The organism is Solibacillus isronensis (assembly GCF_023715405.1).
In the GTDB taxonomy this organism is placed as follows: Bacteria; Bacillota; Bacilli; order Bacillales_A; family Planococcaceae; genus Solibacillus; species Solibacillus isronensis_B.
Window position 1 is genome coordinate 31,443 of the sequence record NZ_JAMBOC010000006.1, and the last position, 15,866, is coordinate 47,308.

Sequence of the window (15,866 nt, forward strand, 5' to 3'; positions counted from 1 at the left end):
CGGATTCATGCCGAAGCTCTTTTTCTTTGGATAAATCCGTCTTACCGAACAACTCATGTAACAAATGTATATACTAATTTGATGCATAAGAACGAGTGAGAAAAGGATGTGTTCAAGTGCTTAACGAGTGGCATGCAGAAGTGGAGGAAGTGTACGATCAAATGGTTGCTTGGAGAAGGCATTTGCATGAGAACCCTGAACTGCCATTTCAAGAGGTACAAACGGCCAGAATGGTAGGGGATATTTTAGCCGGTTATGGAATTAAAGTGCAACGGAATATTGGCGGGCATGGCGTTGTCGGAATTTTAAAAGGGGGAAAAACAGGGCCGACGATTGCATTAAGAGCTGACATGGATGCGTTACCCATTCAACAGAAAAATGACGTGCCCTATAAATCCCAGGTCCCGAATGTTATGCATGCATGCGGTCACGACGCACATACAGCAACATTGCTTGGGGTAGCAAAAATACTAAGTAAATATGAAGACCAACTCCATGGGACGGTTAAATTTATATTTCAACCAGCGGAAGAGCAATTTCCGGGGGGAGCGATTCAAATGTTAAAAGAGGGTGTGCTCGAAGGGGTAGATGCAATCTTTGGAAATCATGTCCTATCTTCCGTCCCATTAGGAAACTTTACGGTACCAAAAGGGAGTGCTACCGCTTCCAGTGACTATGTAAAAATTAGAATAATCGGTAAAGGCGGACATTCTTCCGCTCCTCACACTTCCGTCAATCCAATTGTGATTGGCGCACAAATTATAACTCAAATCCATTTGTTAATGAGTCAAAAACTTGATCCGGTACAACCGGTAGTGGCAGCAATTACTGTGTTCAACTCCGGGGGTACAATAAATGTGATTCCCGAAGAAGCTGCAATTGAGGGGACAGTTCGTACATTTAACCAGGAACAACAGGAAAATGTCCAAACACTTTTAACACATATTCTTAATAATGTCACAGTAACTTATGGTGCTACTTATGAGATGGAATATACAAGAGGATATCCGCAATTAGTCAATACCGAGAAAGAAACAAAAGTTGTAAGAGATTTGCTTGATAATATTAACCATTTAAATGTCGTCGAGATGCCCCCCATTATGGCAAGTGAAGATTTTGCGTATTATTTGCAACAAGTTCCCGGAGTATATTTTTATACTGGTTCAGCTACAGATGCCCCCACTACACAATTTCCTCATCACCACCCAAAATTTAATATCGATGAACATGCAATGAAAAACTCGGCGAAAGGATTTTTAAGTATTGTACATTATTACTTAGTTCCAGACGATGCCTGACAAAATTCCCATAATATCAATTTATTTTGAACCCATTTCCCAAAAAATGCGGTATATAGGGAAAGGGGGAATAATATGAAATTTTTTCTAATCGGTACAGGGGTGTCTTTAATAGGAATTTTGCTTTGTATTATTATTTGGGATGTTCATATGATTTCCAATATTACGAGCGGGATTGGTTTTGTCTTTCTTATTGTGGCATGCATTTTTTCCGGTGCGTTTGTCAATGGTGACCGGATGCGGGCAAACATGGCAATGGAAACGAAAGAAAGCTGGATTCAAAGAAATAAGATTGCATGGCGTTCCCTGACGATGGCAGTTCCTAACTTTGCTGTCGCATTCTTCTTTTACTACTATTTAGGCTACTAATTTATTTCTCGAAAATATTACCAAAATATACTTGTATTCATATAAACTCTGTTTAAGTAATATGTTAAGGTATTATAGAATTTGGAGAAGTGGGGTTAACTAGATTGAAGGTACTTCAATTAGCAATTTTATTAGTTTTTACAGCTTGTTTTATAACTGTAACGCCAGCGTCGGCAGCAGAAAAAACGACCGATCAGTATTACATGGATGATGTAAGTTATGAACATGGTGCATATGAGCAGTTGGAACGTTTCTTATATGCAAATATTATCGACGGATACGAAGAACCGACAGTTTATGAAGAAGATGGTGAAGTATACGAATATACTTCAATACTCTTAAAGCCTGAAAATAGTATTACGCGTGCACAGTTTACGAAGATTTTAGTGAACGCAATGAACTTGACAAACGGCGATATTCAGAAAGAATTCTCTGATGTTAAGACATCTGCATGGTATTATGATTTTGTTCAAATTGCGAGCAGTAAAGGCATTATTACCGGAAAAGAAGATGGTACATTTAAACCGAACGATAAAATTACACGTGCTCAAATGGCAGCGATGATTTATCGTGCATTTAATGGAACAGTTGATTTTTCAAAAACAGGAAAAATGTTTAACGATGTAAATCCAAATAGCTATTCTTATGAGGCGATTGTGAAAACAGCAGGTGCCGGTATTGTAAATGGCTACGGAGAAACATTTAAACCGAATGATTATGCAAAGCGTTCTCACGCAGTATTGATGATTGACCGTGCGCTGCATTTAGAGAGTGGTGAAGCAGAAGATGAAGCTTCAATCATTGCGACAGTGAATCGCTATATTGATAAAGAATTTGAGTTTTCTTCAGACACGGAAAACGCAGAAGGTATGGATGCGCTCTATCGTGAAACAACAACAGGCTACTATTTAGCTTATTCACTTGATAGCCAATTGCTATTGGAAGATGCAGATTTTTCAACTGGTTCGAGTTCATCCCAAAAAATCGGCGAGTATTCAAGTAAGTTGATTACACTGAATAAACGTTTTGCCGCAGTAAAAATTGATGATTTAAAAGTTCATATTAAGATGACTGACCCGGAAATCAATTTTAATCTTGAGATGACATTAGATTTATCCGGTACGGCTTACTTAAAGAAAACAGAAGACGGTCTGTGGAAAATCTATAATCTGGTCTATGATGAAGAAGATTATGATAATATGCTGACTGCAGCTGCAGCGATGGAAGAATAATGAAAGATTCCCCTTCTATGTTATAGAAGAGGGAATTTTTTTATGGGAAAATGTTGGTTAGTGACAGAATGATATTTTGGAAACTGAAATATTTATATATTATTATTTAGTATATAATACTTCTAAAGGGGAGATGGATGATGCATACAAAATTACAAGCAGTGGTAGATACGATGGAGTTATATCAGGCAACTTTTCCGGAAGATGCTTGTATCGTTGTAGCGAATAAAGAAGAGGTTGTCGGATATCAGCCGGGTCAGTTCATTGATCTGAAAATTACTGTAGGGATGAAATTGGAGAATTTCCGAGGTACCGTTACAGAGCGGGCATTGACATCCAAACGTTTTTTAAGAGAAGAGAAGGGTCCCGAAAAATTCGGGTTTGCTTATATTTCAACAGCACAGCCTATTTTTGATGGCGGAGAAATAATTGGGGTCGTGAGTGCCATTATTTCAAATGGAAAAATGGATTCCATGCGCCAATTAGCGACAGAGTTATCGAGTGCGGTAGAAGAAATGACGGCTACGAATGAAGAGTTAACCTCAGCGAGCATGGACGTATCGAGCCGTTTGGACGGGCTTGTCACATCTACAGAAACGATGACCGCAGATATCGGGGAAATCAATCACATGGTCGAGCTTGTAAAAGGAATTGCATCGAAATCACAAATTTTAGGATTAAATGCATCGATTGAAGCGGCTCGTTCTGGCGAGCATGGAAGAGGATTTGCCGTCGTAGCGAAGGAAATTCAAAAAATGGCGCAGAACAGCAAAGAAAGCGCAGAAAAAATTGCTGCGCAGCTTAATAATATTCGCGTTTCCATTGAAGATGTAAGTGGAACAACAAGCCAAATCGCAGCGTTTACGGAACAGTTTGCTACAAGTATGCATGAACTGAATGATGCATATGGAAGTGTGAACGGCACGGCAGAAAAGCTATTGGAAATTAGTGAAATAAAATAATAGAACTCGAACAACCACTCCGAAAGATTATCGGAGTGGTTGTTTTTAATTCACATTCAATCGACTTTTTATAAGTACATATTTTAAAAATGCGGCACCTGTAGCAACAAGAATCGTAATTAAAATGATAACAATACCGATCAACGCCACTAACGGAGGCAGTGCATTTGTATAATCGAGCAGGAAGAAGCCCGAAATATATAAAACAAGAATGATATAGGCGCAATATTTTATATAGTTTAATCCTTGTTCAAGAAGAATGGAAAAAACTGATTCCCGCTCAATAAGTGTAATCATCTTCAATGTTTCATATAGCGCATAGAAAAATGGAATTGCGGTCGCGTACATACCTAATAAAATCGGATATTGCAGGTAAGCCACTTCAGGATTTAAATGCGCAGTTTCCTGAGCTAAACTCGGCAAAACAAATACACATAATGACAATACAAGTAAACCAGTTGATATAATAACCGTTCTTAAAAAGATTATGTTTAATTTCTGCATGTTAATCCTCCTTCTTTCAGATATTTGTATAATAGACGTTAGAAAATTCCGGAAGTTTCAAAGTGTGTTTAGCAATTTCCGCTCCTATATATTCCATTAATTGTTACAATAAGTAAAAGAGGTGAATGGAATGTTCGGTACGGAGGATTATAAAAAAATAGAAAAGTATAGAAAACATTTCTTAATTTTTAATCTCATGACGATCCTGTTTTTTACGGGAATATCTTTTACTAAGGTTATTCCAAATTTAAAGGGGTTTGATTTAGTTTCTACATTTATAGTTTTCCTTATTTATATTGTTGTTGCGAATGTCTTTGTCGGGATTTTTGTTCGCAAAACGCAAATGGTTTTTTTCATTTCGCTACTATTCAGTGCTCTTGGAATGGGCTGGCGTCTATGGCTTGAGTGGGGAGAATTCAGTTTAGTTGAACATACAAATATTGTTGTGATGATAGGTTATCCAAGTATTACAGCACTTATGATTACACTTATTTATGCTGTTTCAGAAAAGTTCAAGACGAAAAAGCTCGTCATTATGGATAGGAAATAAAAGAGCATCAAAAAAATCAGAAAGGTGGATCTGAATGGAATACCGATTGGCTACTAAAGATGATATGGAATTATTAATAGATTTACGTAAGCGGTTATTAGTGGAGGAAGGGCAAACCGTATCTTCCAATATCGATGAACAATTAAGGAGCTTTTTTGAGAAGCAATTGAACTCTGACCAAATTGTTCAATGGATTATTGAGGAAGAGAAAGGTGCGATTGCTACAGGGGGCATTCAGTTTATTTCCTTTCCCCCTAGCTATTCCAATCCCACAGGCATTCGCGGGTATATTTTGAATATGTACACAACACCGGAAAGCAGAGGTCGGGGGCTTGCGAAACAGTTGGTTGAGCGGTTACTGGCAGAAGCTCAAGAAAGAAATGTACATCACATATTTTTGATTTCTTCACCGATGGGCAAACCGTTATACAAAAAAATCGGTTTTAAGGAAAATGATATTTACATGGAATATTTCATTAAATAGTTTAGGGGATGAGGAAATGATTTTAGAAACGGAAAGACTTATATTAAAGCCATATGAAGTTGAATTTTCGGATGCTATTTTTGAAGTAGTAAAGCATAGGGAGATTGCGGACACAATGGTCATGATTCCGCATCCTTATCCACGCGAAGTTGTCGGTCAGTGGATTTCCTATTTGCAAAAAAGCTTTGAGCAAGGGACAGCCTATGAGTTTGCTGTGTTTTTAAAAGAAAATGGCCACTATATCGGGAATTGCGGGCTCGTTACGATTTCAAAAAATCACCGTAATGCAGAGGTGGGCTATTTTATTGATGTCTCGGAGTGGGGTAATGGCTATGCAACAGAAGCATGCAAAAAAATAATTGATTACGGATTTCAGGAACATCAATTAAATAGAATTTACAGCCGCTGCATGGTTAGAAATATCGCTTCAAGAAAGGTAATGGAGAAGTCCGGTATGGTTTGGGAAGGACGCCACAGACAGGAATTTTTAAAAGATGATATATATGAAGATATGGATTACTTAGCTATTTTAGCGGAGGAATATTTTAAGGAATAACTTAATTACATATCATGCATTGAGGGGTTATAAATGAAGGAAATGAAAGTCGATATACTTGTTACCTTTCAAATAGCTTTAGCATTTTTGGCTGCATTGATTGGTATTTATAGTTTGGTTACAGATCGCTTCCACCTGCAGCCGCTTATGTTTGTCTTTATGAGTGCGATGTATGGAATAATAGGATACAGAGAGTACAGACGGACTCAAAATAAACAATCAGGAATTCTCTTTTGGGTTGTGTCAGTAATTTTATTTGGCGTTGCGTTTGTATCGTTGTTTGTTAATTAGGAAATGCAGGATTTAAGAAAGATGCTCTTAATGGCAGGGTTTTAAATTTCCTCTATAGAAACTTTTAAAATAAGCGATATAGATACTTTTAAAAGGACTGATGAGATTGGAACAAATTCAGCAAATAATAAATACAACCCCTAAACATATTGTGTCTGCAGCTACGATTATACTGAACAGTAAAAATGAGGTTCTGCTTATTAAAGGACCTAAACGGGGGTGGGAAATGCCGGGCGGTCAAGTGGAAGAAGGCGAATCTTTGACAGCTGCAGCGATTAGGGAAACAAAAGAAGAATCGGGAATAGATGTGGAAATACTCAAATTCTGCGGTATTTTTCAAAATGTAGAGAAATCTATATGCAATACGCTTTTCCTAGCGAAACCAATTGGGGGGACACCGACAACTTCACCGGAAAGTCTGGAAGTCGGGTATTTCCCAATTGAAGAGGCCCTGGAAATGGTGACATTCGGAAACTTTCGACAAAGAATAGCATATTGTTTGGACACAACGAAGCACCCGTTTTTTATTGATTTTTAAATCGGTGAAACGGTATGGATCGCAAAGGACGCGGTAAACGTGGAGATAAGGATGATCAGCTGTACAAGCTTGAATTATAGGAGAAGGGAGTGTAAAAGTGAAATAGCTTTTGCACTCCCTTTTTATCGTTGCCGTTATTCGGTCTGATTAAAAAAGCCGCGACTGTTACTTAAAGCAATCGCGGCATAGCTGTTTTATTTTACTAAACCCAATGAGTCGAGCGGGTAAAAACGGATAGATGTAGAGCCAAGAATATGTTCCTTTGAGACAAGACCGATGCGTGGATCTCGGCTGTCACTACTTTTACGGCGGTTATCACCCATAACAAAATAATAGTCATTCGGAATTTCAGATACCCCAACTAAATCTTCCAGCGTGAAATCAGGAGTCAAGTCGCCAGGATCGTTAAGAGCAGATTTATATTCATCCAAATAGGGCTCGTCGATTTCCTGACCATTTATATAAAGTACATCATCTTTATATTCGATATGATCACCTGGAAGTCCGATAATCCGTTTAATAAAATATTCGCTTTCTAAGCCATCGAATACAATGACATCGAACCGATTGAAATCATGAAGCGATTTCCCGATTTTATTGACGATAATTCGGTCTCCGTCTTCATATGTCGGCATCATGGAAGCACCTTTCACGTCAATCGGAGTGAAAATAAACATACGAATAGCTACAACAAACAAGGCGGTTATGGCAATAACTTTAATCCATTCAAAAAGCTCGTTCTTTTCTTTTTTCATTTTCTATAACCTCCATAGAGAATCTGGCAGTTCAAGTCTAAATTATTTTATAACCCCATGAAGCTTTAATGCCTCCACAAACACATTGGCAATATTCAACATTGACTGTTCATCCACATCGAATCGTGGGTGGTGATGCGGGTAGACTGCATTGATCTCCGGATTGCCGCCGCCTGTGAAGAAAAACGTGCCGGGCTTTTCCTGTAAATAATAGGTGAAATCTTCTGCTCCCATGCGAGGTGGGGCATTCAATACTTGCAAGTCTGGCAAATTTGTTGAGACAGCTTCGCGAAGCATAGCTGTTTCAGTCGGGTGATTATATACGGCGTCATAGCCGCGAGTATAGTTAAATTCAAGCGTAGCACCGTACTGAATTTCAATCGCTTTGCATAAGTTGTTTAACTTTTGCTCTACCATATCGCGAATCGCCGGATTAATTGTACGAACAGTCCCTGTTAAATGGGCTTTATCAGGAATGACATTGCCAACTGTGCCACTTTCAATTTTTCCGATTGTAATAACAGCAGATTCAATCGGGTCAGTATTTCTGCTGACGATTGGCTGCACACCAAATACAAACTGTGCTGCTGCAACGATAGGGTCGATTGTTTCGTGAGGAGATGCGCCATGCCCGCCCTTACCTTGAATAGTGAGTTCAAAAAAGTCGGCAGCTGCCATTGCGTAGCCTTCACAAAACAGCACAGTGCCTAATTCGCTCCAGGATGAGACATGAGAACCGTACACATAGTCGACACCATTTAGGCAACCTGCCTCTACCATAGCCTTTGCACCACCTGGTACGACTTCTTCCGCAAATTGATGGATGAATACGACATTGCCATGAAGTGCGTCCCGGTTATCAGCAAGTGACTTTGCCAAACCGAGCAGTGCGGCTGTATGGATATCATGACCACAAGCATGGCTTACTCCATCGACTTTTGATTTGTAAGGTACTTCTTTTTCATCTTGAATCGGGAGTGCGTCAAAATCTGCGCGAAACGCAATTGTCGGTCCATCAAAAGTACCCTCTAAATAGCCAACAACTCCATTACCGCCAACATTTTCTTTCACTTCAATCCCATAAGAACGAAGCTTTTCGGCAACGAGTTTTGGTGTATTAACTTCTTTAAATGAAAGCTCCGGATACATATGCAGATGTCTTCGGATTTCGACCATATCCTCATAGTTTGCTTGCAGTTTCTCTTTTACGCTCATCTTCTCCACCCCTGAAAAATTATTCTTTATTCAATGCTTCCCATTCTTCTCTGAGTAACCCCATGCGAATCGAGTCATAATAGTGCCCTTCGTAATAGCGGACTTTACGGATTCTTGCTTCTAGCTGCATCCCCAGTTTTTCGCCAACACGAATCATGCGTTCATTGCCTGACCATGTCGTTAAACCAACACGCACTATTGGCATTGTATGAAATAAATGCGCAATCCATAATTTTAATGCCCGTGTTCCAATCCCTTTTCCCCACGATTGCCCTTCATGCAGAACTATGCCCATTTCAATCCACTTTGAAGGTTCGTGTTCCCAGTAGTAGGAGATAATTCCTCGAACGACACCGGATACTTCAATAACCCAAAAGCTGTTGTCACCAATCCAATCCTGCCTTTTCTGGATAAATTGTTCATAAGGAATCGCTCTATGCGGATAATACGGCGCATCCCATTTTTTCCATTCGGGCTGCTCATCTTTATAAATTAGTTCCCATAAACGTTCCATATCTTGCTCAATTATTGGTCGGATGATTAGTTCCTGATCTGTATACATCGTTTTCCTCTTTTCAAGTAGTTTTATATTATGTTTATATTCGATTGAAAAGAGTAGAAAGATTACTTTTCAATCACTTTCATAAATGTTTTCATTTTTATCAATCCTTTCAATGGAAATTACTATAATCTTATCAGAATATTCCAGTAAAAGGAGGAGGATGTTGAACATTTAATAGAGAACCTCGATAAAAAATTTCTAGTAAAATTCAGATAGAAATTGAAAAACACTTAAAAAAGAGAGAGAAAAAGTAAAAAATTATAAAAAATAGTCGAAATTATCTAAAAGAACTACCAAAATCGTTAATTAAGAACTATAATTATGGATTAAAGAGTGCAAATTTTTAGAAAATACATTAGAAAAGAATCACTAAATAGAAGTTGGTGGATATATGGTGAAAACAGAAGATACAAATGTACTAAGTTCAATGCAACTGACGGTAGAAGAATTACAAAATATTAAAGTTGCATTAGACGAGTCGTCCATTTTGGCTGTTACAGATCAACGAGGCATTATCACAATGGTAAATGACCGATTTTGTAAAATCTCCAAATATGAACGTTGTGAACTCATTGGTAAAGATCACCGACTTTTAAATTCAGGCTATCACCCAAAATCTTTTTTTAAGGAAATGTGGCGTACGATAGGTTCGGGTAAAACGTGGCATGGGGAAGTATGCAACCGCGCAAAGGATGGTTCAACATATTGGGTACAGACGACGATTGTGCCTTTTTTGAACGAAAAAGGAAAACCCTATCAGTATATTTCGATTCGTACAGATATTACCGCACAAAAGAAAATTGGGGAAATGATACATATTGCACACCATGATGACTTGACAGGACTGCCAAATCGCCGGATGTTGCTTAATGATTTAAAAACGTTGATCGAAGTTGAGCAACAGCCATTTTCACTTATGTTATTTGATGTGAACCGATTTAAAAACATTAATGATGGCTTAGGGCATCGAATTGGAGATCTGTTTTTAGTAGAAATTGCGGAGCGAACAAAAACATTGAATAGCCCGCTTATGACTTTTTATCGATTAAGTGGAGATGAATTTATCTGTATATTAAGAGATGCGACACTACTTGAAAATGCTGCAGAAGATATACAAGCGCTATTTAAACACCAATTCAATTTAAATAACTATGCATTTTATGCATCGATCAGTATCGGAGCTGTAAATTACCCGGAGCATGGTCACTCAGCACAAGACATATTAAAATATGCAGATATTGCGATGTATGAGGCGAAAAAAAGCAATAATAAAGGGTTTGTCATTTATAAAAAACAACAGCGCTTTTCACATAACCAACTACTGACATTGGAAACAAAGTTACATGATGCCATTAAAAATCAGGCATTTGAACTGTATTACCAACCGAAAGTGAATCTACAAACAAATAATATTGAAGGTATGGAGGCACTCATTCGTTGGTTTGACGATGAACTTGGTTTTGTACCACCGGATCAGTTCATCCCATTTGCAGAAGATTTTGGACTGATCAGTGACATTAGTGAGTGGGTTATCGCTAAAGCCGGTCGCCAAGTAACAGAATGGAATAAGCAATATAATTTGAATCTTCGAGTAGCTGTTAATATTTCGCCAAGCCATTTGAAAGCGGATAATTTTATCGAGCGTTTAAATCAAATTTTACAGGAGCATGAGATTTCACCTAGTGCACTGGAAATCGAAATAACAGAAATGAGTTTTTTAGATCAAAATTCAGATTTGCTCAATACAATCAAACATTTAAGTGAAATGGATATTACGTTAGCTATTGATGACTTTGGGACAGGATATTCTTCGTTAAGCTATTTGAAGAAATTCCCGGTAGATTTATTGAAAATAGATCGTACGTTCATCCACGAAATGTATAAAAACAACGCAGATATTGCCATGGTTTCAGCGATGATTTCCTTGGCACGTGCACTTAATTTAAAAGTAGTTGCGGAAGGTGTCGAAGAACATGAAGACTTGCACCTTTTACGGGAGTTTGATTGTGAATTTGTACAGGGTTACTATTATAGCCGTCCATTAACGATTGATGATTTTTCGCAACGTTTAAGTGAAAAGGGGATACTCGTGTAAAAAATCCACGCAGATTGATCATTCAATTTGCGTGGATTTTTTTATGATTTGACTGTAATACTTGGATTAATTTCAAGAAGCTTATTTACAAACAGCTCCCTTTCCTTTGGAGATACAAGAATGACTTGAATATGCGGATCAAAGGTTATTTCAATACGGTCGATTGACATAGCCGGAGCCGATAGAGGATTTTTCGATGGGCGTAAGCTGCGTATTTGTTGAATAGGAATTCGCTTTTTATAAATACCGGCGTATACGATGAGTTCGTCCTTTTCGATGACGTATTTTGTACCAAAAAACAGTATGCATAATAAGACAATAACGAATGCTGTTACGAGCAGTAAAACAGCACTTGGCTCGGTAATGACCCCGTATATCATTGAGATTGGCACAAGAATAAATATAATAGCCATCCAAATATCCACCTTCGAGTTAAAAACCATGAAAAAGCCTCCCTTCTACTTATAGCTTATAACAAAGAGGCAAAATTTAAAAATGCAATTCCAGCAATAGGAGTTTTTGGTTATTTAATTCCATATTTTCTGTCCAATGTCACAAGACGTGCATCGTCATTCGGGCGGTTCATGACTAAATCGGCAATAATTTGAGAGCCAAGCATACTATAAACCGTGCCGTTACCTCCAAATCCGAGCAGGTAATAATGGTTCGGCTGTTCTGGATGCTGTCCGATAAAGGGGAGATGGTCTAATGATTCACCGAAGGAAGCACAGTATTTGTAGGGTGCATGGAAGTTCTCGTCAGGCAATAATTCATGAAGTTTATCAAGCAGCACGTTTGCCATTGCGTCCACTGTTGTTTCCTGTTTGGCAGGCTCGGCTCTCTTTTCGTCTAATCCCCCAATTATAATGCGGTGATCCACTGTTTTTCGCATATATAAATACGGGCGAGCACTTTCCCAAATGAGTGCATTTTCATACCAGCCCTCAAAGCCGGGTTTTTGCTCTGTTACAATCGCATAAGAGCGGTTAATGTCAGCACCTTTCATTTTTCCATAAGGAAGACGATCGTAACCGGTTGTGTATACAATACGGGATGTTTTAAAGATTCCGTTCATTGTATGCAAAATAATCTCATTTCCCTCATCCTCAATAATATTGGCATACGTATTTTCAAATAAATCCAGCCCTTTAGCGATAAGCTGCTCAGTTAATGAAACAACGAATTTATAAGGGTTCATTTCCGCATCATTATGTGTGTACAAAGCTGCAGGTGCTTTAAAGGGCAAGCGCTTTTCAACGACAAGTTCATTCCAAAGTTCAGCAGGGAATCCGTGCTTTACTAATATTTCACATTCCTTTTCAAGCTTTGACACATCTTTTTTTTCACTGGCAAAACAGATACTTGGACGTCGAATGAAATCAGCCTGATCTTTTAAAGGTTGCGCAATTTTTTCGAGCTGGTCAACTGCTTCAAAGCAAAGTTTATAAAAACGTACAGCATCCTCTTCTCCGATTAAATCACTTAGTTCATGTAATTGAATATCATTTGAATATTGGAGTAGTCCTGTATTGGCAGAAGTACTTCCGGAGCCGAGCTTGTTTCGTTCTAAAACGGCTACCGTTAAGCCCTCATCAATTAGTGCTTTCGCCGTCAGTAGTCCACTCATTCCGGCACCTACGATAACTGCATCATAATGAGGTTTAATTGGTGGGTTTGTGTGTGGTTCTTTCAAAAGTGTCGTTGGCCAAAACAATAAACCATTGTGTAATTCCATAAATAGTCCCCCCTTGTATTATGTAAAGAATATTTCCCGCTCGTTTCTGTTTCTAATCTTGAAATTTTTAATAACTTAATTTAGGGGTAAAGGGGAAAGAATAGAAACTAAGAGGAGGGATATGATGGATCCTTATATTTTCGGATTTTTCACGATTGCCTATATTGCCATCTTCGTCTGGGGAATGGCAAAACATAAAAAAACTGCATCTGCCATTTTGTTTTTGGTTATTGCTGCCCTGATTTATGATAATGCAATATTAGCGTTAGGCCATCTCATCGGAGAGGGGAGCCTTCTTGAAACCCTGAGCTATGGCCGTTTTTGGCTTCATGCAATATTTACACCAACTTTAATACTTTTTTCATTGTTTGTAATGAAAGAAGCAAACCTTCATTTTGCCTATAAGAAATGGGTTCCTTTTACATTTGGCGTTTTATGGATTGTTGCCATGATTATTGAATATTTTGCGGAACTGAGTGGACTGGAATTAGCTCCGGAGGAATCATTTGGTGTACTTAGCTACAGTACAACAGCAGCAGCATCCGGACCGCCACCAATGATTTTGATTGTCCTTGTCGCCTTATTAATCGCCGCAATCATGCTAGTCCGGAAAAGAAAATGGTGGTGGATGCTTGTCGGTACAATCGTTATGACGATCGGTAGCGCAGTTCCGATTGATATTGGCAGTGACGCGATTACAAATGCCTTCGAGTTAGTATTAATTGCGACGTTAATGTGGACGGCAATCCATTATTCGAACGACAGACCTTATAGAAGGTTTTAACGAACAAAAATTGTGCTGAGGATAAATCTTAGCACAATTATTTTTTGTTCACTACCTTGCAATGAATAGTAGTGTTTGTTACACTATTGTATATTAAATAGTAGTGAGGTGAAATAATGAATCCTCAATTTAAAAAAGGTGTGTTGAATTTATGTGTCCTCGCCTTATTAGAAAAGAAAGATATGTATGGATATGAGCTTGTGCAAGCAATTTCTACACAAATTGAAATATCAGAAGGAGCGGTATACCCGCTGTTACGCAGGTTAACAAAAGACGGTCTTTTTACAACATATTTAATGGAATCAACAGAAGGCCCGCCGCGTAAATATTATCAGATTACCGAACTAGGGATTGAACAACTACAGAGCTTACGTAATGAATGGGAAAGTTTTATTTCGGGTGTAAATACTTTAATTCAAGGGAGCAAATAAAAATGAATGAACAACAGTTTTTAGATTTACTTGATAACCATTTAGTAAAATTACAACAGCAAGAAAGAGATGACATACGCAGAGACTTTGAAGAATACTTCGAAAATGGCCGTGCAGAAGGAAAGACAACTGAAGAAATTATAAAATCATTCGGAAATATTGAAGAGCTGGCTGAAGAGCTCCTTGCTTCATATGATGAAGAAGACTTTATGGAAAATGTGGCGGTTATGAAAAATGATAAGCCAATTCCGTATCGAAATGTAGATATTGAGGCTAATGGTGTGAATGTTGTAATTGTTCCAACTGACGCTGACGAGGCACTTATTGAAACAAAGGATAAGGACCAGTTGACTGAAGCATCTATGCTAATAAAAGATGACACACTTTTCATCTCTATAAAGCGTCAGGAGCAGGTCCGTCGTTTTTGGTTTATTACGATAATAGGGACGATCAATACAATAGATACAGTGGTTTATCTGCCTAAAAAACAGTATGAAAAGCTTGTGATTCATAATGACAATGGACGGATTAAGGTGTCTGAAACTATCGCACAGCAATTTTATCTAAAATCAGATAACGGCCGTATTTTAACAGACCATATTCAAGGGAAAGTTCTTGATGCTCATTCGGCTAACGGGCGAGTGGTGCTCACAGAAACTAACATTGAACATGTTAAAGCAAGTTCCAATAATGGCCGGATTATCGCAGAGGATGTAACGGGTCAAGAGCTTCAGTTTGAGTCAGATAATGGACGTGTCGAAATTAAGAATGTTTTAGGGAAAATCAAAGCACAGTCACGAAATGGCCGGATTGTTGCACAGTTAAAAACTGTCCAATCACCATTAAATTTTGAATCTGATAATGGTCAAATAGTATTGAGTACAGAAGGAAAGCTTCAAAATATTGAAATTGGTAGTTGGACTGCTTGGGGATCCGTATCTATTTATAATGAAAAAAAATCGCATTATTCGCACGGTACTAGAGAAAACACCATACAATTAAAAACAAGCAACGGGAAAATAACAGTTGAGGATCTTTTAGCTCAGTAATCTATGTAAAAGTTAGAAACTCAGCGGCATAATCCGTATAATAAAACTAATGATAGTTGAAATGGAGTCGTTAACGATGAAAACATATAGCTTTAGATTATTTGGTGGCTACAAGGTGATACTTGATAAAACAGAAATAACAATTGACTATGCTGGTGAAAAGTTTCTATTTATAAATAAATCTAAACCTCGGGTGAAAACTATTTCATACGAAGATATATTGAGAGTGGATTATAAAGAAGCCGGTATGACATTCGGTTATGTGCGTCTGATTACAGCGGAAAATGCCCCATATGTAAGCAGTACGTATGTTGCTCAGCATGACGAAAACGCCTGGATGGTTGAAAAAGATGAAATTAGTTTTTTAAATGAAGTATTGGATATCTTGAAAAAACATTGTAAACATATACAGTTTGCTCAATTGAAAGCTTAGAAATAAAATACAGCACGTCAAAA

Annotated in this window: 20 protein-coding genes; 14 read left to right on the forward strand and 6 right to left on the reverse strand. The window is 38.0% G+C overall.

Annotated features, from left to right (window positions below):
• The first annotated feature begins 116 nt into the window (after positions 1-116).
• From M3166_RS16955 to M3166_RS16970, 4 genes are all read left to right on the forward strand, one after another.
• Entirely contained in the window at positions 117-1,298 is a 1,182-nt protein-coding gene (locus M3166_RS16955; RefSeq protein WP_251691134.1) for a M20 metallopeptidase family protein, read from the forward strand.
• Positions 1,299-1,373: 75 nt separating this feature from the next.
• Complete coding sequence (locus M3166_RS16960; RefSeq protein WP_251691136.1) at positions 1,374-1,667, forward strand: DUF5316 domain-containing protein; 294 nt, start codon at positions 1,374-1,376, stop codon at positions 1,665-1,667.
• Positions 1,668-1,771: 104 nt separating this feature from the next.
• Positions 1,772-2,899, forward strand: coding sequence for an S-layer homology domain-containing protein (locus M3166_RS16965; protein ID WP_251691138.1), 1,128 nt, complete (start codon positions 1,772-1,774; stop codon positions 2,897-2,899).
• Between the two features lie 140 nt (positions 2,900-3,039).
• On the forward strand, positions 3,040-3,861 hold the full coding sequence (locus tag M3166_RS16970; RefSeq protein WP_251691139.1) for a methyl-accepting chemotaxis protein: 822 nt from the start codon (positions 3,040-3,042) through the stop codon (positions 3,859-3,861).
• Between the two features lie 45 nt (positions 3,862-3,906).
• Here M3166_RS16970 and M3166_RS16975 read toward each other — a convergent pair whose 3' ends face one another.
• Positions 3,907-4,365, reverse strand: coding sequence for a DUF2975 domain-containing protein (locus M3166_RS16975; protein WP_251691141.1), 459 nt, complete (start codon positions 4,363-4,365; stop codon positions 3,907-3,909).
• Positions 4,366-4,495: 130 nt separating this feature from the next.
• Here M3166_RS16975 and M3166_RS16980 point away from each other — a divergent pair, with 130 nt between their 5' ends.
• The 5 genes from M3166_RS16980 (at position 4,496) to M3166_RS17000 (ending at position 6,784) form a co-directional block, all read left to right on the forward strand.
• Complete coding sequence (locus tag M3166_RS16980) at positions 4,496-4,915, forward strand: ABC transporter permease (protein ID WP_251691143.1); 420 nt, start codon at positions 4,496-4,498, stop codon at positions 4,913-4,915.
• A 34-nt stretch (positions 4,916-4,949) separates the two neighbouring features.
• On the forward strand, positions 4,950-5,399 hold the full coding sequence (locus tag M3166_RS16985) for a GNAT family N-acetyltransferase (RefSeq protein ID WP_251691145.1): 450 nt from the start codon (positions 4,950-4,952) through the stop codon (positions 5,397-5,399).
• A 16-nt stretch (positions 5,400-5,415) separates the two neighbouring features.
• Complete coding sequence (locus M3166_RS16990) at positions 5,416-5,955, forward strand: GNAT family N-acetyltransferase (RefSeq protein ID WP_251691147.1); 540 nt, start codon at positions 5,416-5,418, stop codon at positions 5,953-5,955.
• A gap of 33 nt (positions 5,956-5,988) precedes the next feature.
• Complete coding sequence (locus tag M3166_RS16995) at positions 5,989-6,246, forward strand: DUF3953 domain-containing protein (RefSeq protein ID WP_251691149.1); 258 nt, start codon at positions 5,989-5,991, stop codon at positions 6,244-6,246.
• Positions 6,247-6,346: 100 nt separating this feature from the next.
• A complete protein-coding gene (locus M3166_RS17000) occupies positions 6,347-6,784 on the forward strand; it encodes an NUDIX hydrolase (RefSeq protein WP_251691151.1) in 438 nt (145 codons plus the stop codon).
• Between the two features lie 194 nt (positions 6,785-6,978).
• Here the strand turns inward: M3166_RS17000 and lepB are convergent, their stop codons facing one another.
• Genes lepB through M3166_RS17015 form a run of 3 tightly spaced genes read right to left on the reverse strand, consistent with a single transcriptional unit; the run spans position 6,979 to position 9,316 of the window.
• Positions 6,979-7,539: a signal peptidase I gene (gene lepB, locus M3166_RS17005; RefSeq protein WP_251691152.1), complete on the reverse strand. Its 561-nt coding sequence runs from the start codon at positions 7,537-7,539 to the stop codon at positions 6,979-6,981.
• A 42-nt stretch (positions 7,540-7,581) separates the two neighbouring features.
• Positions 7,582-8,754, reverse strand: coding sequence for a M20 metallopeptidase family protein (locus M3166_RS17010; RefSeq protein WP_251691155.1), 1,173 nt, complete (start codon positions 8,752-8,754; stop codon positions 7,582-7,584).
• 19 nt (positions 8,755-8,773) lie between these two features.
• Positions 8,774-9,316 carry a GNAT family N-acetyltransferase gene (locus M3166_RS17015; protein ID WP_251691156.1) on the reverse strand — a complete coding sequence of 181 codons (543 nt, stop codon included), beginning with the start codon at positions 9,314-9,316 and terminating at the stop codon, positions 8,774-8,776.
• Positions 9,317-9,707: 391 nt separating this feature from the next.
• Between M3166_RS17015 and M3166_RS17020 the strand changes: the two genes are divergently transcribed.
• Positions 9,708-11,411 carry a sensor domain-containing protein gene (locus M3166_RS17020; RefSeq protein ID WP_251691158.1) on the forward strand — a complete coding sequence of 568 codons (1,704 nt, stop codon included), beginning with the start codon at positions 9,708-9,710 and terminating at the stop codon, positions 11,409-11,411.
• 41 nt (positions 11,412-11,452) lie between these two features.
• Here M3166_RS17020 and M3166_RS17025 read toward each other — a convergent pair whose 3' ends face one another.
• Together M3166_RS17025 and M3166_RS17030 are read right to left on the reverse strand one after the other, a co-directional pair.
• Complete coding sequence (locus M3166_RS17025) at positions 11,453-11,824, reverse strand: PH domain-containing protein (RefSeq protein ID WP_251691160.1); 372 nt, start codon at positions 11,822-11,824, stop codon at positions 11,453-11,455.
• 110 nt (positions 11,825-11,934) lie between these two features.
• A complete protein-coding gene (locus M3166_RS17030; RefSeq protein WP_251691162.1) occupies positions 11,935-13,146 on the reverse strand; it encodes an NAD(P)/FAD-dependent oxidoreductase in 1,212 nt (403 codons plus the stop codon).
• A gap of 124 nt (positions 13,147-13,270) precedes the next feature.
• Here M3166_RS17030 and M3166_RS17035 point away from each other — a divergent pair, with 124 nt between their 5' ends.
• From M3166_RS17035 to M3166_RS17050, 4 genes are all read left to right on the forward strand, one after another.
• The gene (locus M3166_RS17035) at positions 13,271-13,930 is read left to right on the forward strand and encodes a phospholipid phosphatase (RefSeq protein ID WP_251691164.1); all 660 of its coding nucleotides are present in this window, start codon (positions 13,271-13,273) and stop codon (positions 13,928-13,930) included.
• Positions 13,931-14,046: 116 nt separating this feature from the next.
• Positions 14,047-14,361, forward strand: a complete 315-nt coding sequence (locus M3166_RS17040; protein WP_008405902.1) for a PadR family transcriptional regulator — start codon at positions 14,047-14,049, stop codon at positions 14,359-14,361.
• A 2-nt stretch (positions 14,362-14,363) separates the two neighbouring features.
• Complete coding sequence (locus M3166_RS17045) at positions 14,364-15,410, forward strand: DUF4097 family beta strand repeat-containing protein (protein ID WP_251691166.1); 1,047 nt, start codon at positions 14,364-14,366, stop codon at positions 15,408-15,410.
• A 76-nt stretch (positions 15,411-15,486) separates the two neighbouring features.
• The gene (locus M3166_RS17050) at positions 15,487-15,843 is read left to right on the forward strand and encodes a hypothetical protein (protein WP_251691168.1); all 357 of its coding nucleotides are present in this window, start codon (positions 15,487-15,489) and stop codon (positions 15,841-15,843) included.
• Positions 15,844-15,866: the final 23 nt, after the last annotated feature.